The sequence below is a fragment of the Salinispora sp. H7-4 genome, from assembly GCF_013416675.1.
Taxonomy (GTDB): domain Bacteria; phylum Actinomycetota; class Actinomycetes; order Mycobacteriales; family Micromonosporaceae; genus Micromonospora; species Micromonospora vitiensis.
Map to the genome: position 1 here is coordinate 36,413 of NZ_JABZED010000064.1, position 21,559 is coordinate 57,971.

General features: G+C 71.8%; 18 protein-coding genes. 9 read left to right on the top strand and 9 right to left on the bottom strand.

What is annotated here, in order from left to right; all coding sequences use genetic code 11:
- From H0524_RS22965 to H0524_RS22995, 7 genes are all read left to right on the top strand, one after another.
- On the top strand, positions 1 to 1,431 hold the full coding sequence (locus H0524_RS22965) for an aldehyde dehydrogenase family protein (protein ID WP_180200519.1): 1,431 nt from the start codon (positions 1 to 3) through the stop codon (positions 1,429 to 1,431).
- The gene (locus tag H0524_RS22970) at positions 1,424 to 2,263 is read left to right on the top strand and encodes an aldehyde dehydrogenase family protein (RefSeq protein ID WP_180200520.1); all 840 of its coding nucleotides are present in this window, start codon (positions 1,424 to 1,426) and stop codon (positions 2,261 to 2,263) included. The genes H0524_RS22965 and H0524_RS22970 overlap by 8 nt, the downstream gene beginning before the upstream one ends.
- 31 nt (positions 2,264 to 2,294) lie before the next feature.
- Complete coding sequence (locus H0524_RS22975) at positions 2,295 to 2,711, top strand: BlaI/MecI/CopY family transcriptional regulator (RefSeq protein ID WP_180200521.1); 417 nt, start codon at positions 2,295 to 2,297, stop codon at positions 2,709 to 2,711.
- A 10-nt stretch (positions 2,712 to 2,721) separates the two neighbouring features.
- Positions 2,722 to 3,627 (top strand): M56 family metallopeptidase, encoded by a 906-nt coding sequence (locus tag H0524_RS22980; RefSeq protein ID WP_180200522.1) that lies wholly within the window; start codon positions 2,722 to 2,724, stop codon positions 3,625 to 3,627.
- Between the two features lie 97 nt (positions 3,628 to 3,724).
- A complete protein-coding gene (cydD, locus tag H0524_RS22985; RefSeq protein ID WP_180200523.1) occupies positions 3,725 to 5,398 on the top strand; it encodes a thiol reductant ABC exporter subunit CydD in 1,674 nt (557 codons plus the stop codon).
- Entirely contained in the window at positions 5,398 to 7,230 is a 1,833-nt protein-coding gene (gene cydC, locus H0524_RS22990) for a thiol reductant ABC exporter subunit CydC (protein ID WP_180200524.1), read from the top strand. Before cydD ends, cydC begins: the two co-directional genes overlap by 1 nt.
- Positions 7,231 to 7,432: 202 nt before the next feature.
- Complete coding sequence (locus tag H0524_RS22995; RefSeq protein ID WP_180200525.1) at positions 7,433 to 8,356, top strand: DNA primase; 924 nt, start codon at positions 7,433 to 7,435, stop codon at positions 8,354 to 8,356.
- A 209-nt stretch (positions 8,357 to 8,565) separates the two neighbouring features.
- On the opposite strand, the gene H0524_RS25685 is transcribed toward H0524_RS22995, so the two are convergent.
- Complete coding sequence (locus H0524_RS25685) at positions 8,566 to 8,787, bottom strand: secretin N-terminal domain-containing protein (RefSeq protein WP_180200526.1); 222 nt, start codon at positions 8,785 to 8,787, stop codon at positions 8,566 to 8,568.
- On the opposite strand from H0524_RS25685, the gene H0524_RS23005 reads away from it, so the two are divergent.
- Positions 8,771 to 10,681, top strand: a complete 1,911-nt coding sequence (locus H0524_RS23005) for a transposase (RefSeq protein ID WP_180200527.1) — start codon at positions 8,771 to 8,773, stop codon at positions 10,679 to 10,681. The genes H0524_RS25685 and H0524_RS23005 overlap by 17 nt on opposite strands.
- 142 nt (positions 10,682 to 10,823) lie before the next feature.
- On the opposite strand, the gene H0524_RS23010 is transcribed toward H0524_RS23005, so the two are convergent.
- The 5 genes from H0524_RS23010 to H0524_RS23030 all read right to left on the bottom strand — a co-directional run bounded on the left by H0524_RS23010 (position 10,824) and on the right by H0524_RS23030 (position 17,593).
- A complete protein-coding gene (locus H0524_RS23010; RefSeq protein ID WP_018221184.1) occupies positions 10,824 to 11,414 on the bottom strand; it encodes an ATP/GTP-binding protein in 591 nt (196 codons plus the stop codon).
- Position 11,415: 1 nt separating this feature from the next.
- Positions 11,416 to 11,793 carry a DUF742 domain-containing protein gene (locus H0524_RS23015; protein WP_018218530.1) on the bottom strand — a complete coding sequence of 126 codons (378 nt, stop codon included), beginning with the start codon at positions 11,791 to 11,793 and terminating at the stop codon, positions 11,416 to 11,418.
- A gap of 92 nt (positions 11,794 to 11,885) precedes the next feature.
- The gene (locus H0524_RS23020; protein ID WP_018218529.1) at positions 11,886 to 12,290 is read right to left on the bottom strand and encodes a roadblock/LC7 domain-containing protein; all 405 of its coding nucleotides are present in this window, start codon (positions 12,288 to 12,290) and stop codon (positions 11,886 to 11,888) included.
- Positions 12,287 to 15,925: a nitrate- and nitrite sensing domain-containing protein gene (locus tag H0524_RS23025; RefSeq protein ID WP_180200528.1), complete on the bottom strand. Its 3,639-nt coding sequence runs from the start codon at positions 15,923 to 15,925 to the stop codon at positions 12,287 to 12,289. The genes H0524_RS23020 and H0524_RS23025 overlap by 4 nt, the downstream gene beginning before the upstream one ends.
- Positions 15,926 to 16,498: 573 nt before the next feature.
- On the bottom strand, positions 16,499 to 17,593 hold the full coding sequence (locus H0524_RS23030) for an adenosine deaminase (protein WP_180200529.1): 1,095 nt from the start codon (positions 17,591 to 17,593) through the stop codon (positions 16,499 to 16,501).
- Positions 17,594 to 17,823: 230 nt separating this feature from the next.
- On the opposite strand from H0524_RS23030, the gene H0524_RS23035 reads away from it, so the two are divergent.
- Positions 17,824 to 18,711, top strand: a complete 888-nt coding sequence (locus tag H0524_RS23035; protein WP_180200530.1) for a putative RNA methyltransferase — start codon at positions 17,824 to 17,826, stop codon at positions 18,709 to 18,711.
- Here the strand turns inward: H0524_RS23035 and H0524_RS23040 are convergent.
- The 3 genes from H0524_RS23040 to H0524_RS23050 all read right to left on the bottom strand — a co-directional run bounded on the left by H0524_RS23040 (position 18,708) and on the right by H0524_RS23050 (position 21,558).
- Positions 18,708 to 19,361 carry a DUF4272 domain-containing protein gene (locus H0524_RS23040; protein WP_180200607.1) on the bottom strand — a complete coding sequence of 218 codons (654 nt, stop codon included), beginning with the start codon at positions 19,359 to 19,361 and terminating at the stop codon, positions 18,708 to 18,710. The genes H0524_RS23035 and H0524_RS23040 overlap by 4 nt on opposite strands.
- A gap of 118 nt (positions 19,362 to 19,479) precedes the next feature.
- Entirely contained in the window at positions 19,480 to 20,760 is a 1,281-nt protein-coding gene (locus H0524_RS23045; protein WP_180200531.1) for a thymidine phosphorylase, read from the bottom strand.
- A gap of 93 nt (positions 20,761 to 20,853) precedes the next feature.
- Complete coding sequence (locus H0524_RS23050) at positions 20,854 to 21,558, bottom strand: cytidine deaminase (protein WP_180200532.1); 705 nt, start codon at positions 21,556 to 21,558, stop codon at positions 20,854 to 20,856.
- Between the last annotated feature and the right edge of the window lies 1 nt (position 21,559).

Genomic DNA, 21,559 nt, shown 5'->3' on the forward strand with positions numbered 1-21,559 from the left:
ATGTTCGAATACGCCCCCGCCCCCGAGTCGCGCTCGGTGGTACGGCTCCAGCCCGCCTACGGGCTCTTCATCGGCGGCGAGTTCGTTGATCCGACCGACGGCGACAGCTTCCCGTCGATCAACCCCGCCTCCGAGGAGGTCCTCGCCGAAGTCGCCGCGGGCGGCGTCGGCGATGTCGACCGCGCGGTTCGCGCCGCGCGAACCGCGTACGACCGGGTTTGGGGTCCGATGCCGGGCCGAGACCGGGCCAAGTACCTGTTCCGGATCGCCCGCCTCATCCAGGAGCGGTCCCGCGAGTTGGCGGTGCTGGAGTCACTGGACAACGGCAAACCGATCAGGGAGTCCCGGGACGTTGACCTTCCGCTGGTCGCCGCCCACTTCTTCTACTACGCCGGCTGGGCGGACAAGCTCGACCACGCGGGGTTCGGGCCCGGCCCACGGCCGCTCGGGGTGGCCGCGCAGATCATCCCGTGGAACTTCCCCCTGCTCATGCTGGCGTGGAAGATCGCCCCGGCGCTGGCCACCGGAAACACCGTGGTACTCAAACCCGCGGAGACGACCTCGCTAACCGCGCTGCTCTTCGCCGAGATCTGCCAACAGGCCGACCTCCCCGCCGGGGTGGTGAACATCGTCACCGGCGCGGGTGAGACCGGTCGGGCCCTGGTCGAGCACCACGACGTGGACAAGGTCGCCTTCACCGGCTCCACCGAGGTGGGCAAGGCCATCGCCCGCGCCGTTGCCGGCACCGACACGAGGCTCACCCTGGAGCTGGGCGGGAAGGCCGCCAACATCGTCTTCGACGACGCCCCGGTGGACCAGGCGGTGGAGGGCATCGTCAACGGCATCTTCTTCAACCAGGGGCACGTCTGCTGCGCCGGCTCCCGCCTGCTGCTGCAGGAGTCGGTCGCCGACCAGGTGCTGGCGGCACTCAAACGGCGGATGGCCCAGCTGCGCGTCGGTGACCCGCTGGACAAGAACACCGACATCGGGGCGATCAACTCGGCGGCGCAGCTGGCCCGGATCAGCGAGCTCGCCGCCGCCGGCACGGCCGAGGGTGCCCAGCGCTGGTCGCCCCCGTGCGAGCTTCCCGACCGTGGCTTCTGGTTCGCGCCCACCATCTTCACCGGTGTCACGCAGGCCCACCGGATCGCCCGCGAGGAGATCTTCGGCCCGGTGCTGTCCGTGCTGACCTTCCGCACTCCGGCGGAGGCCGTCGAAAAGGCCAACAACACTCCGTACGGGCTCTCGGCCGGCGTGTGGACGGAGAAGGGCTCCCGAATGCTGTGGCTGGCCGACCGGCTCCGCGCCGGCGTGGTCTGGGCCAACACCTTCAACAGATTCGACCCCACCTCGCCGTTCGGCGGTTACCAGGAGTCGGGCTACGGTCGCGAGGGCGGCCGGCACGGGCTGGAGGCGTACCTGAATGTCTGAGCGGGTCGCGGTACGAAAGACGTACAAGCTCTACATCGGCGGGAAGTTCCCGCGCAGCGAGTCGGGACGGTCGTATCTCGTGCAGTCGGGTGAGAACAGCACGGCCAACGTGGCGCTCGCCTCGCGCAAGGACGCCCGGGACGCGGTCGTGGCGGCCCGGGCCGCCGGCTCGGGTTGGGCCGGCGCTACCGCGTACAACCGGGGTCAGATCCTCTACCGCGCCGCCGAGATGCTGGAGGGCCGGCGCGAGCAGTTCGTGGCCCTGGGCATCCCCGGCGACGAGGTGGACGCCGCGACCGACCGGTGGGTCTGGTACGCCGGCTGGTCGGACAAGCTGCCCCAGGTGCGGGGCGGCGTGAACCCGGTCGCCGGCCCGTACCTCAACCTGTCGACGCCGGAACCAACCGGGGTGGTGGCGGCGGTGGCCCCCGCGGCGCCGGCGCTACTCGGCCTGGTCAGTGTGATCGCCCCGGCGATCGTGAGCGGAAACACCGTGGTCGTGGCGGCCTCGCCCACCGGCCCCCTCGCCGCGGTGACCCTGGCCGAGGTGCTGGCCACCGCCGACCTGCCCGCCGGGGTGGTCAACATCCTGACCGGCCCCATCGAGGAGACGGTCCCGTCCCTGGCGGGCCACCGGGATGTCAACGCCCTCGACCTGACGGGCGTGGCCGACGCCGAGCTGGCGACGAGGCTGGAGGTCAGGGCGGCGGAGAACCTCAAGCGGGTGCTGCGCCCGGTCCCGGCCCACCACGACTGGTACGCCGATCCCGGACTGGCCCGGATGACGGCACTGCTGGAGACGAAGACGGTCTGGCACCCCAAGGGCGGGTAGCGGGCACTACTACGCGAGGTAGGATTACCGGGTGACCCGGCTCGGCGAGCTCGAACGCGCAGTGATGGATGTGCTGTGGGACCTATCCCCCGGCAGCACAGACGGGCTGATGGTGCGGGAGGTCGCCGACGCCCTCGCCGGGCGCGAGCTGGCCTACACCACCGTGCTGACCGTGCTGGACCGGCTCGCCGGCAAGGGCATGGTGCGGCGGGAACGCGAGGGGCGGGCCTGGCGGTACCAGGCCGCCGCCAGCCGCGAGGCGCACATCGCCCAACTGATGCTCGACGCGCTGGACCTCGGCGGTAGCCGAGACGCCGCCCTGGTGCGCTTCGCCCGGTCGGTGACCGGCACCGAGGCGGAGGTGCTGCGCGCCGCCCTGATCGCGTCCGGCGAGCCCAACCCCCCGGCGGGCCCCGCCACCCCGGCGGCCGAGACGCCGAAGCACTAGGGCGGCGAGCATGACGTACGCGCTGCACTTCGGGCTCACGGTGCTGGCCTGCTGGCTCACCGCGCAGGTGTTGGCCCGGTCGACCTGGACCTGGCGCAGCCCGCGGGTGGCCATTCTCTGCTGGCAGGCGGTCGGCCTGGCGGCGGGCCTGGCGGCGATGGGTCTCCCGATGGCCCTCGGCCTGGCCGGGTACAACCTGCCGACCGGCAGCGCCCTCTGGGCCCTCGCCGGGGACCTGCGTCGCGGCGCGTGGCCGGCCGGGGTGACCGCGCTCCAACTCGGGCTCGTCGGTCTCGGCTGCGGAATCGGCGTGGTGCTGCTCACCACCACCCTCCGCAGCCTGCACGGCGCCGTCCGGGCCCAACGCCGCCACCGGGATCTGCTCACGCTGGTCGCCCGGCAGGATCCGACGGTGCCCGGCGCGCTGGTACTCGACCATCCGAGTGCGGCCGCGTACTGCCTACCCGGCGTACGACCCCGGGTCGTGATCAGTGCCGGCACCCTCGACCTGCTGGATCAGGCCGAGTTGGCGGCTGTGCTCACCCATGAGCAGGCCCACGCCCAGGAACGACATGACCTCGTCCTGTTGCCGTTCACCGCGCTCCGTCGGGCGCTGCCCTGGCTCCGCTGGGTACGGGACGCGCACGAGCGAGTCACCCTGCTTGTCGAGATGCGCGCCGATGACAAGGCCCGCGAGCGGCACGCCGAGGCGCCCCTGGCCGGCGCGCTGCGCCGGTTCGCCGCCGCTGGTGACCGACTGACCCCGGCGGGCGCCCTGGGCCTCGGCGACCACGATCTCGAACTGCGGGTCCACCGGCTGCTGGAGTCGAGACGACCACCCCGACTGGTCGGCGCCGCGGCGCTGGCGGTGACGACCACGCTGGTCGCCCTACCGGTCTCGCTGTTCCTCAGCTGATGGCCACGCCACCACCGGATTCCGGCCCGACTAGGCTCTACGAAATGCGCTGGTGGGAGTTCCGGGGACGGACCGAGGGTAGGGCACCGGGACAGCGGTGAACCGTCGTCCCTTCGATCCACGTCTGCTGCGACGGGTCCCCGCGGCCCGGCGCGATCTCGCCGTACTCGCGCTCCTCGGCGTACTCGCCGCGGGCCTGGTGCTGGCGCAGGCGACCGCGCTCGCCGCACTGCTCGCCACCGCCTTCGACGGGCAGCTCAACCGGCCCGCGCTGGCCGGCTTCGTCGCCGCGATCAGCGCCCGGTCGCTGCTGGTGTGGGCGCAGGGAACGGTGTCGGCCCGGGTCGCCGCGACGGTCAAGGCAGCACTGCGGGCCGAGTTGCTCGCCGCGGTCGGTCGACACGGCCCGACCTGGGTCGCCGGGCAGCGGGCCGGACAGCTGGCAACGCTGGCCGGGCGCGGGCTGGACGCGCTGGACGCCTACTTCACCGGGTACCTGCCGCAGCTTGTACTCAGCGTCACCGTGCCGATCGCCGTACTCGCCCGGATCTTCGTCGCCGACTGGAGCTCCGCCCTCATCATCGCGGTCACCCTCCCCCTCATTCCGATCTTCGGCGCGCTGCTCGGCTGGCAGGCGCAGGCGGCGACGGAACGTCAGTGGCGGCGGCTGGCGCTGCTCGGCGGGCACTTCCTGGACATGATCGCCGGACTCCCGACGCTGCGGACGTTCGGCCGGGCCCGGGCCCAGACCGAGGTGGTCCGCCGGATGGCCGACGGGCACCGGGTGGCGACCATACGGACGCTGCGCATCGCGTTCCTCTCCGCGCTGGTGCTGGAGCTGGTCGCCACCCTCTCCGTCGCGCTGGTCGCGGTGCCGGTCGGGGTCCGGCTGCTCGGCGGCGGGCTGACCCTGCAGACCGCGCTGCTGGTGCTGCTCCTCACCCCCGAGGCGTACCTGCCGCTGCGGACCGCCGGCAGCCGCTTCCACGCCAGTATGGAGGGGCTCACCGCGCTGGACGAGGCGCTCACCCTCTCCGCCGGGGCACCCGAGGCCGGCACCGGGGCGGGTCGGGCCGAGCCGAACGGCCGGGGCGTGATCCGGTTCGAGGGAGTCACCGTCGCCTACGCCCGCACCACCGCGCTGCGCGATGTCACGCTGACCATCCGGCCCGGCGAACGGATCGCGGTGGTCGGGCCGAGCGGCGCCGGCAAGAGCACCCTGCTGAACCTGCTGCTCGGATTTGTTCGGCCCACCTCCGGCCGGGTCACCGTGGACGGCGTTGACCTGGCTCAGGCCGACCTGGACGCCTGGCGCCGCAACCTCGCCTGGGTTCCGCAGCGGGCCCACCTCTTCGCCGCCTCACTGGCGGACAACATCCGTCTCGGCTCCCCCGACACGCCCGACGCCGCGCTGGCCGACGCCGTGCACGACGCAGCGCTGACCGAGGTCGTCGCCGCGCTCCCGGACGGGCTGGCCACCCACCTCGGTGAACGGGGGCACGGCCTCTCCAGCGGTCAACGACAACGGGTCGCGCTGGCCCGTGCCTTCCTCCGGGACGCCCCGGTGGTGCTCCTCGACGAGCCGACCGCCCGCCTGGACTCGGGCAGCGAGTCCGCCGTCCTCAGGGCCACCCGCGCGCTGGTGGCCGGCCGCACCGCGCTGCTGGTGGCCCACCGTCCCGCACTGCTGACCGACGCGGACCGCGTGCTGCGGGTCGCCGACGGGCGGGTTACCGAGCTCACCCCGACCCCCGCCGGGAGGACCACCTGATGCGTGTCTCCGACCCGACCGGCCGCCCAGGTACTCCCCCGGCCGACGGCACCGGCGCGGCGGCGCCGCTGTCCACCGGCCGTGCCGACGCGCCGGAGCGGGTGGTGCTGCGGCTGGCCCGCCCCTACCTGAACCGGCTACTCGGGGCGGGCCTGCTCGCCGCCGCCACCGAGTTCGCCGCGCTGGCGCTGATGTCCACCGCGACGTGGCTGCTGATGAGCGCCGCCGGCCGGCCGCCGCTGGACCGGCTGACGGTGGCGATCGTCGCCGTCCGTGCGCTCGCCATCGGGCGCGGCGTGCTCCGCTACACCGAACGCCTGGCCGGGCACGACGCGGTGCTGCGGCTGGTCACCGATGTCCGTACCCGGGTCTTCGCCGCCCTGGCGTCCCGGCGGGACAGCGCCGGGCAGCGCTCCGGCGACGCCCTGAGCCGGCTGGTGTCCGACGTCGAAGCCGTCCAGGACCTGCTGCTACGGGTCCTCGTTCCGGCTACGGCAGCGGCGCTGGTGGGCGTGGTGGCCGTCGCCACGACCACCTTCGTCTCACCGGCGGCCGCCGGAGCGCTCGCGGTTGGACTGCTGCTTGCGGGGGTCGCGCTGCCGGCGCTGGCCACCGCGCTGACCCGACGCGCCGCCGCCGAGCTGGCGCCGTTACGCGGCGCCCTGGCCACCGACGCCGTTGACCTCACCCACGGCGCTGCCGACCTCGCCGCCTTCGGGGCCACCGATCGGGCTCGGGGCGCGGCAACCGGCCGGATCCGGCGGCTGGCCCGAATCGAACGGCGGCTGGCGGCGGCCGGTTTCGCGGTGGATGCCCTGGGAGTTCTGGTGGCCGGGCTGACCGCCGGTGCGGTGCTGCTGGTGGCCCTGGCCGACGGCGTAACCGGGGTGCTGGTCGGCGTCCTCGCCGTCGGCACACTGGTCGCCGTCGAGGTCGCGCTCGCCCTCGTCGGCGCCGCCCGACAATGGACCGGCCTCCGCGCCGGCCTCACCCGGATCGCCGCGCTGCTTCGGGAGGCGCCGGCAGTGCCCGCGGCCACTCCCGCGGTGCGCCCGGCCCCCACCGCCGTGGAGATCCGGTTCAGCGATGTCACCGTCCGGTACCGCAGCGAGGGGCCGCCCGCCCTCGACCGGTTCCGCCTGGACCTACCCCCCGGGCGGCGGGTCGCCGTGGTGGGGCCGAGCGGCGCCGGCAAGAGCACGCTCGCCGCCGTCCTGACCGGCAGCGTACGGCCGACCACCGGACAGGTCATCCTGGCCGGACAGGAGCTCTCCGCCTACCCGGCGGAGCTCCTCCCCCGGCTTGTCGGGGGCCTACTCGCCGAGGCGTACGTCTTCCACGCCACGGTCCGGGAGAACCTGTTGCTCGGTCGCCCCGGGGCGACCGAGGAGGACCTCGCCGCGGCGGCCGCCACCGCCGGGTTGGCAGGTTGGGTACGGGAGCAGCCCGACGGCTGGGAGACGGTGGTGGGGGAGGAGGGCGGTCAGCTCTCCGGCGGCCAGCGGCAGCGTCTCGCGCTGGCCCGCGCGCTCCTCGCCGAGCCGGCGGTACTGGTGCTCGACGAGCCGACCGAAGGGCTCGACCCGGTGGCCGCGGACGACGTACTGGCCGCCGTGCTGGCCGCCACCCCGGCCCAACGCTCCGTGCTACTGATCAGCCATCGACTGCGCGGCCTCGAGGCGGTTGACGAGATCCTGGTGCTCGAGGCTGGTCGGGTGGTCCAGCGCGGCCAGCACGCCGACCTGGTCGCCACCCCCGGCTGGTACCGGGATCAGTGGCAGCTCCAGGAGGCGGCCGAGCGCGGCTATCTGGCTCTTGGCCCACTGCCCTGACCGGGCTGGGCCAAGGGCCGGGGTTACCCGCTCCGCCGGCCACCGCTCCGCCGGCCACCGCTCCGCCGGCCACCGCCCCGCCACCTGCCTTCACCCGCTCGCACGTCCGCAATTCCCAGTCGCCGCCGGGGTACCGACACCACAGTCCGGCGCCGCCCACTAGGGTATGTGCGCGTAGTCACCCGCCGGGTCGACCTGGTGGGTGGGCAATCCGAAGCACACGGAGGTCAGCGTGGCCCGCCAGTCGCCTCAACGACCCGATTCCGACGAGCCCGAACTCGACGACTCGGCTGCCTCCGGCACCGCTGCCGCGTCGACTGAGGCCGCCCGCGCGCTCTGGGCGGAGCTGCGGATCGACCCGGTGGAGATCGCGCTACCCTCCGGCACCGGCTACACGCTGCGCGCCTACCGTCCGGCTCGGGAGCTGACCCCGACCGACGTCGAGGAGCGCGACCAGGACGACCCCTTCCTCGCCCGGCGACAGGTGGTGGCCGAAGAGGACGACGAGGAGGTCGTCATCCTCGACGAGGAGGTCGCCCAGGAGTTCGCGGAGAGCGACAAGGAGGAGCGCGACGCCCACGAGGGCTCCGGGGACGAGGCGGAGGCCTCCTCAACCGAGTCCACCGACGACGCGGGCGATGAGGAGGTGCCGGTCTTCCTCAGTCACAAGGGTCGGCTGCTGCTCTTCAAGACGGCCGAGTCCCTGGTCAGCTTCGTGCGCTCCGGCGCACCCAACGATCTGTCCCAGCTGGACAGCTGGGGCGAGCTGGCCGAGCGGGTGGAGCCGAGCGATGTCACGCCGCTCGACGAGGACACCTACGAGCTCGACCTGGTCGTGGAGAACCTGCGCGGCGGGCACGACGCGTGGGACTCGACGCTACTCATCGAGGCCGGCGAGGCCGCCCGGGACCTCTCGTACGCGCTGCGGGTGCCCGCTGTGCTGGACATGCTCTCCGCTGGCTCCAGCCTTGACGACCTGGACGAGGCGTTGCGGGCGGCAGCCAACGGGGGAATTGGCGGGTTTCGCGGCCGACGGCGGCTCAAGAAGATCGGGGCCCAAACCGCAAGCCTGGGTTGGCGCACCATTGTCGGCAAGATCTCTGCCGTTGTGGACTGGCGCGACTGACCCGCACCAGGGAGCATCATTCTCTGGCAGAGAAGACCTGTGTCCCGGGAGGAGGACGACGCCGTGGCGCTCGTGCGCGTGTACTGCGGTCTGGCCTCGGTGGATCCGGCTGAGCGGCCGGCCTCGGTCGGTTCGACGCTGACATCCGCTGTAGTTGACGACGCTGGTCGTCTGCTGCACGTCTGCGAGATCAGCGACGACCCCGCCGGCTACGCCCAGTTGGTCACACTGCTCGTGGAGCGATCGGGCGGACCCAGCGGCGCGGCGATCGCCGCCGACAACGACGACCACACTGTCACCTCCCTCGTCACGGCCGCTGGTCGTCCGCTGGCAGTCGCCGACGACGACTCGGTGGACGACTTCGCCGAGCGGTTCGCCGACGACGACTCCCTGGAGGAGGTGCAGGCGCCGCCGGTGCAGCGACGGGCCATCGGCCTCGCCCGCGCCCTACAAGCCGGTGCGCTCTCCGCCGTCGCGCTACCCGCTCCGCGGGACCTGGCCGTTTACCAGCCGGTCCTCGCCGCGCACGCCGCGCTCGCCAGCGGCCGGCATTCGGCCGCGGTCGCGCTGCGAGAGGTGCTACGGGAGCTCTTCCCGGCGGCCCTACAGGCCTACCCTGACCCCGCCGAGCCGGTTGCGCTGGCAGTGCTCGACGCCCTCCCCGAGCCCGGGATGCTGGCCGGCGCAGAGACCGACGAGCCGGCCGACCGGGTCCTCGCGGACCTCGCTGCCGCGGGTGTCGCCGCACCTGAAGTGATCGAGGCGGCGATCACCTCCCTCCGGATAGCGGTCGCCGAGACCCCGCGCCGCGCCGCGGTCAGCCGAACCCTCACCTCGGCGGTCTCCACCACCGTCCGGCATGCCGTCGCCGCGGTCCGGGCCGGCGATGTCGGCTGCGAGGCGCTGGTCGGTGTGCTCCGTGACCGGGCGGGCGCTCCCGCGCCGGGCCGCCGGTCTACCGCCCGACGCGGTGCGCCGAGCCACGAGCCAACGTCCGCTGGCGCCACCCTGCCCACCCGGCTGGAGAGCGCCCGCCGGCCCCAGCCAGAGCCGGCGCCGGGCCAGACCGCCCCGCCGTCCCCGCGACCGCTGGGGCCCCCACCGGTCGCGCCGATGCCGGTCGCACCCCCACCAGTGGCCCCGGAGCCGATTACCCCCGTAGCCGTGGCCGGTTCGCCGGCCTCGGTGGAACCGACCCAACCGGAGGCGACGCCGAGCCGCGTTGACGGCCCGACGAACCGCCCCATCTCGTCGGCCGCCAACGCCCCGGCCCCGCCGTCGCAGCGCGGCTCGAGCTCACCGGCGGAGGCAGGTGAGCCGTTCCGGGCGACGTTGACCACCGCGGCGATCCAGAATGCCCGCGCTGAGCGGCAGCGCACCATCATCCCGCCACGGCCCAACCCGGAACCCGAACCGGTGACACCGAGCAGCGGGTTCAGCGTGACCGATCCCAGCGTGCCGGTGCCGAACCCACGTCCCGGCCGGGAACCCGCTCCCCCGGGTTCGCGGGCGAACTGGCCGCTGGTCAACAACCCGGACCCGGCGGAAGGTGCTACGCGTAACCCTACGGCCGACTCGTACGGCGGGCATGGGGTGGACGCCCCGACCGATCCAGGTGCGGAGAATCGAGTGCCACCGCCGTGGTTGGCCGACGACATGCCGCAGGAGCCGCCGGTGCTGCGCCTGGTCGAGCCGCCACCGCTGGCCGACCGCGCGCTCCTCGACGGGGTTGGCCAACAGCTCGACACGCCACCGCTCCGCCTCGTTGATCGGGACGGGCCCCGCAGCCACCAGCCCACCGAGCGCCCCAGCGGGCCGCAGTTGCCGCCGGTGGAGCACGGTCCCCCACCGGTCGCCGACGACGGGGACGGAGACCTGCTCATCTTCGCCCAGGCAAAATCGGCCTGGTTCGTCGGTCACAGCGAAGACGACGAGGTGAACTGGTCGTCGCTGAACGACACCGGGTGGCAGGCGGCCGAGCAGGCGGCGGAGCAGGCGGCGAAGCAGGCCGCGGAGCAGTCGGCGAAACCGACGGCCGGCTCCAAGACGGCAGCGGGCCTTCCGGTCCGGGTGCCACAGGCCAACCTGGTCCCTGGTTCACCGAAGCGGGACGATCGGCCGCTGCGGATTGTGCGGGACGCGGCCAGCCTCGCAGAGAACACCACCGGTTACTTCCGCGGCTGGCGTCGCGGTCAAGAGATCGGGGGGTTCGCGGTTGGTGGCCGTCCAGGGCGGGAAGCCGCCGGCGGCTGGGACTTCACCCGGGACACCAGTGACCGCGACGAAGAGGAGTACGAGTACCGCTCGGTTGGATACCGGTCCTGACTCCCGGGACCCGGCCTCAATCAGCGCCAGCTGGTTCGCGAACAGCCCTCGGCAGTTGGCCGGGGGCTGTTCGATTTCCTTGGCCCGAGAGGGCATAGGTATCCGGCGACGGCCTTGCCGTCGCCGGATACCGGCACGTCATTCAGGCCCGGGCGACAGCCCGGGACCGACGCATGGTGAGCACGTACTCGACAAGCGAGATCAGCACGTGTTTCGTGGACTCTCGGTTGCGAGCGTCACACGCCACCACCGGCACGTGGCTGGAGATTGCCAGCGCGTCCCGGACCTCCTGCGGGTTGTGGTACTGCAGCCCATCGAAGCAGTTGATGGCCACCAGGTAGGGCAGCTGCCGGTGCTCGAAGAAGTCAATCGCCGCGAAACAGTCAGCGAGCCGACGGGTGTCGACCAAGACAACCGCACCGATGGCGCCACGGACCAGTTCGTCCCACATGAACCAGAACCGAGTCTGACCCGGCGTACCGAACAGGTACAGAATCAGGTCTCGGTCGATCGTGATCCGACCAAAATCCATGGCGACCGTGGTCGTCGACTTCCCCGGCACCTGCCGATTGTCGTCAACGCCCACGCTCGCGGAGGTCATGATCGCCTCCGTTGTCAGCGGCGTGATCTCCGAGACCGAGCCGACCAACGTCGTCTTGCCGACGCCGAATCCACCGGCAATGACAATCTTTGCCGATGTCACGCGGCCGCTCGCGGTCGGCGGACGCGCCACGTCAGAGCCTGCGAAGTCCACTCAGCACCCTTTCCAGCAGTTCAGTGCCTACCACGTCGTCCGAGTCGTCCAGGATGGTCGGCTCATGGACCGCGACCAGGCCGTCTGTCGCCATGTCGGCGATGAGCACCCGGGCCACTCCGAGCGGAAGCTGCATCCGCGCCGCGATCTCGGCTAACGACTGCACACGTCCATCACAGAGTGCGGCGATGTACTGGTGCTCACGGCCGTGCCCGCCGTTGCCCGTGGCAACGGCCCGCCCGCGCACCGTTGTCTCGATAAGCGCTTCCATCGCGATATCGAGTCGGGGGCGGGTGCGACCCCGGGTCACGGCGTACGGACGGACCAACGCGCCGGTCGGTTCGTCACGATCAGTCATGTCACCGCTCACCTCCTTCGCACCCGGGGCCGGCGCGGGCCGACCCCTCTTTGTTGTCCTTGCCCGCCGGCCAGCATCTGGTCAGCGAAACATCAGCCCGGCATACCCGCGGCCGCACGCGGCTGCGGGGTCAACACATCCCCCACCCGGTCAACCAGGAGGGCCATCTCGTAACCGACCTGCCCGACGTCAGAGTTGCGGGCAGCGAGCACGGCGAACGACGAGCCATCCGAGATCGACATCAGGAAGAGGAAACCGTTGTCCATCTCCACCACGGTCTGGAGCACGGCGCCGCCCTCGAAACAGCGGGCTGCACCCTGAGTAAGGCTTACCAGTCCGGATGCGATGGCAGCCAGCTGGTCGGCTCGGTCCCGCGGAAGGTCCCGTGAGGCCGCGAGGAGCAGGCCGTCCGCCGACACGGCGACCGCATGCGCGACTCCCGGCACCCGGTCGGCGAAGTTGGCGAGCAGCCAGCCGAGGTCCTGCGTAGTAGTCATCCTTCTTGCTCCTTCTGCCCGCTCCCAGCCATTGGGCCTGAGCCAGATTGCGAGGACTGCCCACCCGGATTCCCCTCCGGGCTGGTCGGGTTGCTGTCCGAGGGATTATTACGCCCTCGCTGGACCCCACGGTGATACGCGGAGAGCAGCCCTCGGACCGACTCAGGCGTTCGCCGCTGAACCGCAGCCGACGGTTTTTCCACCGCGCCCGGTACCAGCTGCGCCATCGGCGTACGCTTCGGCAAACCAGTCGAGGTGGTCGCCGCCACCGGTACGTCGCTGGCGGCGGTAGCGGCCCGCCAACCGTCGTCGGCGGCGGTGCTCCAACCCTCACCGGCTCTTCCCGGCGGCGAGGTGAACCCGCCCGTGGGGAAGATGTTCCCGTTCGCGGTCGGGCCGTTCTGACGCGACGTACCGCCGTTCGTCGGGCTTTCTGCCATTGGTGTGTTACCTGTCGTTGCGGGTGGTGCCTGCTGCGGCCGGTCCGCAGCTATTCTGGCGAACTGCTGGGTCGCGGCACCACCCTGCCCCGTGGCGCCGCCGGCCCCGACAGGGTCGGCATTCTTGGCTGTCTCCTCGGAGCCGGGTCGGCGGGTGCGGAACCAGGCCGACTCCAGCTCCCGGAAGATCGGCAATTCCATCGTCGCGTCGGCAGGCGGCTGCTGGCTCTGCGGCGCGGCTGACGGCTGCTGGCGCTGCGGGGCGGCTGGCTGCGGCGCCGCGGCCGGCGGCACGGCTGGCTGTGGCGCGGCCGGCGCCACCGGCGGGGAGCCCGGCACCGGAGCGGCTGGGCCGCCGCCCGACGCGGGCGCAGCGGGGTATGCGGCGGGCGGGGAGCCGGCCGAACCTGCTATCCGAGGCAGCTCGGTAGTCAGGTCAGGGGCCGTGGGGACCTGTTCGGAGACCGAGGAAGCGGCGCTGGGCACCGGTGGCCACGCCGGTGGGGCGGCGCTACTCGGGGCCGTGGCGGCCGGCGACTGCGGCAACGGCGCCGCGTACGGCTGGCCCGAGCTCGGCGCCGCGGAGGTCGGCGCCCGGTACGGCAGGCCCGAGCTCGGCGCCGCGGAGGTCGGCGCCCCGTACGGCTGGCCCGAGCTCGGCGCCGCGGAGGTCGGCGCCCCGTACGGCTGGCCCGAGCTCGGTTGGCCGGAGGCCGGGGTAGCCGACACCGGTGACGCGGAGGTCGGCATGCCGGCGGCGGGTTGGCCGGAAGCCGGCCACCCGGAGTAGGGAGTCGACGGTGTGCCGTACGGCTGGGCTTCCGGGCTCCTCGGCAGTTGTCGCGGAATCCCCGGCTGCTGCCCGGTGGAGTCCGCCTCACTCGAGGAACGCCGTTGCGGCAGCATGCCGTTCGGCTGCCCGTGCATGGGGTACGGGTCGTGCGACTCACCGCCGGTGACGGCGCTGGTCGCACCGGTGAGGTCGGACCACGCTGGCATCGCCTGCGGCGAACCCGAGGGCGTGCCCGCCCCGTTGCTGTGGGCCGGATCGAAGGGCCGGCCACCGAGCGTTACCTGGTTACCCGACTCGCCCGGGCGGGGGCCAGAGATTGAGCCACCCGACGCGGGGAGGGCGTCGAGTGACGCCCTCCCCGCGATGGGGTTCGGCGCTGGCGGCAGGCCGGGGGGCAGCTGCTGCCCGGCGCCGAGCGCCCGGGGCACCAGCACACCAGCCGGAAGGCTCACCTCCGCGACGGCTCCCCGATCGGTGCCGGCGCGCAGTTCCACCTTGACCCCGTGCCGGGACGCCAGCCGGGCAACCACGACCAAGCCCATCATCCGGGAGACCGCCACGTCCACCTGTGGCGGGGTGGCGAGCTTCTCGTTCAGCTCCCGCAGCTGCTCCGGGCTGATGCCGATGCCGCGGTCCTCCACGTAGAGGGAGGCACGGTCGCCGGCCCGACGGGCCTCCACCACGACCTGCGACTCGGGCGGCGAGAACGCGGTCGCGTTGTCGAACAGCTCGGCGATGAGGTGCACCAGGTCGTTGACGGCGGCGGCGGCGACCTCGATATCGCGGTCAATGACCCCGAACTCGATCCGCGTGTAGTGCTCCACCTCGGACTGGGCGGCCCGGAGCACGTCGATCAGGGCGGCCGGCTCCCGCTGTACGCGGGTGGAGTCCGCCGCGGCGAGGACCAGCAGGTTCTCGTCGTTGCGGCGCATCCGGGTGGCGAGGTGGTCGAGCTGGAACAACTCGGCCAGCCGATCGGGATCCTCCTCGCCCCGTTCAAGCCGGTCGAGTTGACCGATGAGTCGGTCGACCAGGATCTGCGACCGGCGGGCCAGGTTGACGAACATGGTCGCCACGGAAGCCCGCAGGGCGGCCTGCTCCGCCGCGGTACGCACCGCCTCCAGGTGGACCGCGTTGAACGCCTCGGTCACCTGACCGAACTCATCCTTGCTGCGCACCGGCAGCGGCTCGGCGATCTGGTTGGCGAGTTGCACCGGAGTCTGCTGGCCGCCGGTGGCCTGCGTCTCCCGCAGTCGGGCGACGGCCTGCGGCAGCCCGTGCCCGGCGATCATAAGAGCGCCCTGCCGCAGGTCACGCAGCGACCGCGCCATCGAGCGGGCGACCAGGTACGCGAAGAGGACGGCGAGCAGCAGCATGCTGAGTAGCAGCCCGGTCTCCAGGAACACCTGCATCCGCACGGCCGACCGGAGCTCGTCGGCGAGCCCGACGGCATCCCGGTCAAGCTTCGCCTCCACCTCCCGAACCAGGGCGGCGTACGCGGCCATCGCGTTATCCCACTGGTCGGGCGTGAAGCCGGCGCTCCCCAGGTTCCTGGCGTCGGAGAGGCCGCGCAGGTTGCTGTTGTAGGAGTCCGCCTCGCGGGCGTCGGGACCGGCGACAGTTTGGTCGAACAGCTCCTGGTCGGCACGGTCGGCGACGGCGGCGAAGGTCTCCAGCCACTGTTGCTGGCCGGTCCAGGTGGAGATGTAGGTGTTCCGTAGTTCGGAGGTGAGCTCGCGGTTAAGGGCTACGTGAACCACGTCCCGCTGCTGGGACAGGTATTCCTTGTTCCGGGTGAGGGCGGTCGCGGCCCGCATCAGGTCGCTCAGCTCGGAGTCACCGGCCAACTGGGTGGCCGAGTCCCGCAGGTTGATCAGGTCGGCGAGCAGGCTGTCGTACTGCTGCTGCGCCTGGGTGGTGCTGAGTCGACCGTTGAAAACCTGACTTCGTGTTCCGGGCAGGTCGGTGAGGGTCTGGTCAATGAAGCGGAGCTGGTTCTCCAGCGTGTTGGGCAGGCCCGTAACCTCGCCCCGCCGCTCGGCGTACGGCTCCTTCGCCTTGTCAACCCGGGCGGAAGCCGCATCGTACGCCTTACGGCGCTCCTCCCGCTCGGCCGGCCGATCTTCGCCCAGCAGCCGAATCGCTTCCGTCCGCTCGGCCTGCAGCTCGCCAACCAGGTCGCCCGAGTAGGCGACCAGGCTGGCGAGGTCGCCGGATCGGTTGGCGTTGTTGAGCGTCTGCAGGTGGTCGACGATGCCACTGGTACCCACGACGACCGTTGCCACAGTCGGCACGATCAAGATGAGACCGAGCTTGGACCAGATCGGCAGGTCGCGGAGCCGACCTGCAGGCCGGCGCAGACGCGACAGGAGAGAACCTGCCGTCTTCGGTCGTTTGCTCACGTCACCGCCTCGCGATTGCAGCCTTCTCGTTGCCCGCGGGCAACACTGGGTGACCCACCCACTGGGTCAGACCATCCGAGATTCCACCACGCCGCCCGGGAAAGAGAAAGCCCGGCCCGGGCCGAACCCCTGACGCGGTGAGATGTTTTAGCAATTTGGTTGCTTTGAGTGCGACCAGGGTTACCCAATGCAATGGGCGACCCTCCACGTCGTCCCGTTAGGCAACCCTCCGGCCGACGAAAGTCGCATATAGCTCGATGAAACGGACTTCCCGGCTTGACGTGAACGACGGATGCGCATTACTCCGCGCACCCGCTGCAGCTACCACCGAAGACCACGTTGACGGGGTGGCGCCGGCCCTGCGCGCGCTGACACGGCAGGGGGACGGCACTTCAGTCCAACACCCGTCGAATCGGTCCGGCATTATACGCAATCGGTTGCGACTTTTGTACAGTCATTCGGTTAAAAAAGGTAGCTAGCCTGCTAATTTTTTACCCCGAACGGGTGTTGTTGACGGAGGCTACGCGCGACGCCAAGGGTGGAGTCCCCTACTCGCGAGTAGGGGACTCCACCCTACTGCGGCTCCGCACCGGCCAACAGTCGCCCGTACGCCGGCTTGATCACCTCGTCGATTATCTGCAGTCGTTGGTCGAACGGGATAAAGGCGCTCTTCATGGCGTTGATCGTGAACCACTGCAGTTCCCGCCAGCCGTACCCGAACGCGTCCACCAGCAAGGCCATCTCCCGGGACATCGAGGTGCCGCTCATCAACCGGTTGTCGGTGTTGACGGTGACCCGGAACCGCAGATCCCGCAGCAGCCCGATCGGGTGGTCGGCGATCGACGTGGCCGCCCCGGTCTGCACGTTCGACGAGGGGCACAGCTCCAACGGAATCCGCTTGTCGCGCACGTACGCGGCCAGCCGGCCGAGTGCCGGCTCCGCACCGGGCGTGATGTCATCCACGATCCGCACACCGTGGCCGAGCCGGTCCGCTCCGCACCACTGGATGGCCTGCCAGATCGACGGCAGCCCAAACGCCTCGCCGGCGTGGATCGTGAAGTGGGAGTTCTCCCGCTGCAGGTACTCGAAGGCATCCAGGTGCCGGGTGGGCGGGAAACCGGCCTCGGCCCCGGCGATGTCGAAGCCCACGACGCCGACGTCCCGGTGCCGCACGGCCAGTTCGGCGATCTCCTGCGACCGGGCGGCGTGCCGCATGGCGGTCAGCAGCGTGCCGACCCGAATCGGCGTGCCCTGCGCCGCGGCGAGGTCGCTGCCCTCGGCGAAGCCGGCGATCACCGCCGCGACCACCTCGTCCAGGTTGAGGCCCCGCTCCAGGTGCAGCTCCGGCGCGAACCGGACCTCCGCGTAGACGACACCGTCAGCCGCCAGGTCCAGCGCGCACTCCCGGGCGACCCGCCGCAGCGCCGAAGCAGTCTGCATGACCTGAACGGTGTGCGTGAAGGTCTCCAGATACCGCTCCAACGAGCCGGAGCTGGCCGCGTCAACAAACCAGTGTCCCAACGTCTCCGGGTCGGTCGTCGGTAACTCGTGCCCCACCTCGGCGGCCAGCTCGACGACCGTCGCTGGTCGCAGGCCACCGTCGAGGTGGTCGTGCAGCAGCGCCTTGGGGACCTTGACGATGTCCTCGTACCGGATAGTCTCAACCATGTTCAGACCCTAGTCGGCACCGACGTCTGCACAGCGTCAGCCCTGTTGGCGCGTTGTCCGGGTCACCCGCCAGCCAGGCGTGGCAGTGCGCGACGCGGCAACCGGGTCGTCCTCGGCAACGGGCCCGCCCGGGGTCGATAGGATGCCGGTCCACCGGGTGACCGCCCGGCTCACCGACTTGCGGGGGCCGACGCCCGACGCCCGACCACCGACCGGCCCCGGAGCCCGACATGGATCCCCGCATCCGCCAGCGGCTGCGCTGCCCGATCTGCGCCCTTCCGCTGACCGAGGCGACCGCTGGCACCACCCGGACGCTGACCTGTCCGCGCCGGCACAGCTTCGACGTGGCCCGACAGGGCTATGTGAACCTCCTGGCCGGCCGGGCACCACACGTCGGGGACACCGGCGACATGGTTGCCGCCCGCACCGACTTCCTCGCCGCCGGTCACTACGACCTGATCTCCCAGGCGCTGGCCGAAGCGGCCGCGGTCGCCGCGGCCCGCTACCGCGCCGCGCACCCCCAGCCCGGGACGACCGCCGCGGCGTACCCCCTGGTGGTGGAGCCCGGCGCCGGCACCGGCCGGCATCTCGGCGCGGTGCTGGCGGCGCTGCCGGACGCCGTCGGCCTGGCCCTGGACGTGTCGAAGCCGGCGCTACGCCGCGCGGCCCGCGCCCACGAACGAGCCGGGGCTGCGCTCGCCGACACCTGGCAGCAGTTGCCCCTGCCCGACGCCTCGGTCGCCGTGTTGTTGAACGTCTTCGCCCCGCGCAACGGAGCGGAGTTTCACCGGATACTCGATCCGGCCGGTGCGCTGCTGGTCGTCACGCCGGCCGCCGACCACCTCACCGAGTTGGTTGGCGCGCTCGGCCTGCTCCAGGTTGATCCGGCGAAGTCCGACCGGGTGGCCGGGCACCTCGGCACACGTTTCGCCACCGAGTCGGAGACCGAACACCGAACCCGGCTGACGTTGACCCGCCCGGAGATCGCCACTCTGGTGGGGATGGGACCCAGCGCCTGGCACACCGATCCGGCGCGGCTCACCGAACGGATTGCCACCCTGCCCGACCCGGTCGAGGTAACCGTGGCCGTCCGACTCGGCGTCCACCGTCGCCGCTAGGTAGAGAGATCCACCTCTTCCCAGCCGGGGGGCTCGTCGTGGTAGGGGCCCCGGAGGACCACTGCCCACTCCAGCGCCCACCGACGCTGCCCGATCGCATTGGCGTCCACCAGGCCGGGCAGGGTTCGGTGTGCGTGCTCCACCTCGAGATAAGCCCAGTCCAGGCAGTAGTGCAGGTCAAGCAGGGCCGCCGCGTCCGCCGGATCCCGGGGGGCGGAGAGGGTCCGCGACCGCCAGCGCCGGACCGTCTCGCCCGCCAGGAGGTTCGGCATCCGCTCCACCAGCCGCTCGTCCACCGGCAGTGTCGGGTCCAGCTGCCGAGTCAGGCCAAGCACCCAGGCCAGGGCGTAGAGCGCATCGTAGTGCAGCACGAACGAGCGGTGGTCACCCTTGCCGCCGGTAACGAACTGCCACTCCGGCGGGGTGACTGTCTCCACCAGATGCGAGGCGAGCAGCCAACTCATCGCCGCCTGCGGCGGCATGCCGAAACAGCGGGCCAGGATGAGGTGCAGCACCGCGACCCGCGTCTCGATCTCACCGGTCGGGCGCAGCTCGATCTCGTCACCGGGCTCCCACACCAGGGGAAAGTGCGCCGGCGGCAGTGGCAGACCCAGCCGTGACAACTCTTCCAGGCTGGCCGCACGCACCATTCGGGGGTTTGGGGCAGGTACCACCACGACAGTTATCCTCGTCTGTGTGGACTGGCTGGCCGAATCGTCCTCCTGGCCAGGCAGGATAGCCCTCCGCTGAGGGGAACGGAACGGACGGTCAGCTGATTCGCTCGAGCACCAACGGCTGCTGTTCCGGGGCAGCCGCCGCGATCCGCACCGCCCGCACCGCCTCCGTCCGGGCCGCCGGAATCCGATCGGCCTCCTCGGCCCGCAGCTCGAAGAGGGGCTCGCCAGCCCGGACCGGATCACCGGGACGCTTGTGCAGCAGCACCCCCGCCGGCGCGGACACCGCGTCCTCCTTGCGGGCCCGGCCGGCACCGAGCCGCCACGCGGCCAACCCCATCCGGTACGCGTCGACCTGGGCCACCACACCGCTCTCGTCAGCGCGGACCACCTCGACCTCCGGCGCGGTGGGCAGTGGGGCGTCCGGGTCCCCACCCTGGGCCCGAAGCATCGCCCGCCAGGCGTCCATCGCCCGGCCGTCGCGCAACGCCGCCGCCGGATCGGCGTCCGGTAGCCCGGCCGCGTCCAGCATCTCGCGGGCCAGGGCCAGGGTCAGCTCCACCACGTCGGCCGGGCCGCCGCCCGCCAGCACCTCCACGGATTCGGTCACCTCGACCGCATTGCCGATGGCCAGCCCCAGGGGGGTGGACATGTCGGTCAGCAGGGCGACCGTGCGGACACCCTGCGCGCCGCCCAGCTCGACCATGGTGCGGGCCAGTTGCCGGGCCTGGTCGACCGACTTCATGAACGCGCCGGAACCGACCTTGACGTCGAGCACCAGCGCGCCGGTCCCCTCGGCGATCTTCTTGCTCATGATCGAACTGGCGATCAGCGGGATGGCCTCCACCGTGCCGGTCACGTCCCGCAACGCGTACAGCTTGCGGTCGGCCGGTGCGAGACCGGCACTCGCCGCGCAGATCACCGCGCCGACCTCGCGGAGCTGGGCGAGGAACTCCTCGTTGCCCAGCGATGCCCGCCAGCCCGGAATGGACTCCAGCTTGTCCAGCGTGCCGCCGGTGTGCCCGAGGCCCCGGCCGCTCAGCTGCGGCACCGCCGCACCACAGGCCGCCACCAACGGAGTCAGCGGCAGGGTGATCTTGTCTCCGACACCGCCGGTCGAGTGCTTGTCCACCGTCGGCCGGTCGACCGTCGAGAGATCCAGCCGCTCGCCGCTGGCGATCATCGCCGCGGTCCACCGGGCGATCTCCGGCGTGGTCATCCCGTTCAGCAGGATCGCCATCGCGAGCGCGGCCATCTGCTCGTCCGCCACCCGGCCCCGGGTGTAGGCGTCCACCACCCAGTCGACCTGGGCATCGGAGAGGACCGCGCCGTCCCGCTTGGCCCGAATGACATCAACCGCCGCAAAATCCGCCATGAGCTAACTCTCTCTTCCCACGTCCCTCAGCCCGGGCTGGCTACCCGCACGCTCCGATGTGTCCCGCTGTCGGTCGGCCCTCGGCCCGTACGCTCAGCCCGGCCACCGGATCGGGATCTCCAACGGCGGCTCGCCCTCACCCGCCCAGAAGATCGTGCCCGCCGCGTCCACCACCACGACCCGGGGTACCCGGGCCAGCCCCCAGGTGATCGCCTCCGCTGGATCATCCCAGCTCGGCCCCTCCTCGAGAACGCCGGTCTCGCCGTCGCCGGCCTCCCCCGCCGAGCGTTCCCAGTACGCCGTCCACACCTGCTGTCCCGCCGACAGGTCCGGGTGCACGAAGACCGTACCGCGCCCCCGCCAGGCAGCCAGCCGCTCCGGCACCACCGGAACCGGGTTCGCCCCGGTCACCGCCTCCAGATCCGCCGCGTCGAACGCGTGCGGCAGCAGCTCGGCCATCCGCAGCGCTCCGCTCTTCGCCTCGATCAGGCACTCCGGGCCGCCGTGTTCCCAGAGCAGCTGCCGGCACCGCCCGCACGGCATCAGCGGCTCCCCGGTGGCGTCAACGCAGGAGAGCGCGACGATCCGCCCACCACCGGTGGCGTGCAGCGCGGAGATCACGCCGCACTCGGCGCAGAGCACCATGCCGTACGACGCGTTCTCCACGTTGCAGCCGACCACGATGCGACCATCGTCCACCAGGGCGGCCGCCCCCACCGGAAACTTCGAGTACGGCACGTACGCATGCCGCATCACCTCGGTCGCCGCGGCGCGCAGCCGCCCCCAGTCGAGCTCCATC

Bases quoted from the DNA above. Each gene is read 5' to 3' on its own strand.
- H0524_RS22965 (WP_180200519.1), top strand. From the start codon at position 1: ATGTTCGAATACGCCCCCGCCCCCGAGTCGCGCTCGGTGGTACGGCTC.
- H0524_RS22970 (WP_180200520.1), top strand. From the start codon at position 1,424: ATGTCTGAGCGGGTCGCGGTACGAAAGACGTACAAGCTCTACATCGGC.
- H0524_RS22980 (WP_180200522.1), top strand. From the start codon at position 2,722: ATGACGTACGCGCTGCACTTCGGGCTCACGGTGCTGGCCTGCTGGCTC.
- cydC (WP_180200524.1), top strand. From the start codon at position 5,398: ATGCGTGTCTCCGACCCGACCGGCCGCCCAGGTACTCCCCCGGCCGAC.
- H0524_RS25685 (WP_180200526.1), bottom strand. From the start codon at position 8,787: ATGGCCCGTCGCTGCACCGGCGGCGCCTGCACCTCCTCCAGGGAGTCG.
- H0524_RS23015 (WP_018218530.1), bottom strand. From the start codon at position 11,793: ATGACTGATCGTGACGAACCGACCGGCGCGTTGGTCCGTCCGTACGCC.
- H0524_RS23020 (WP_018218529.1), bottom strand. From the start codon at position 12,290: ATGACTACTACGCAGGACCTCGGCTGGCTGCTCGCCAACTTCGCCGAC.
- H0524_RS23030 (WP_180200529.1), bottom strand. From the start codon at position 17,593: ATGGTTGAGACTATCCGGTACGAGGACATCGTCAAGGTCCCCAAGGCG.
- H0524_RS23035 (WP_180200530.1), top strand. From the start codon at position 17,824: ATGGATCCCCGCATCCGCCAGCGGCTGCGCTGCCCGATCTGCGCCCTT.
- H0524_RS23040 (WP_180200607.1), bottom strand. From the start codon at position 19,361: ATGGTGCGTGCGGCCAGCCTGGAAGAGTTGTCACGGCTGGGTCTGCCA.
- H0524_RS23045 (WP_180200531.1), bottom strand. From the start codon at position 20,760: ATGGCGGATTTTGCGGCGGTTGATGTCATTCGGGCCAAGCGGGACGGC.
- H0524_RS23050 (WP_180200532.1), bottom strand. From the start codon at position 21,558: ATGGAGCTCGACTGGGGGCGGCTGCGCGCCGCGGCGACCGAGGTGATG.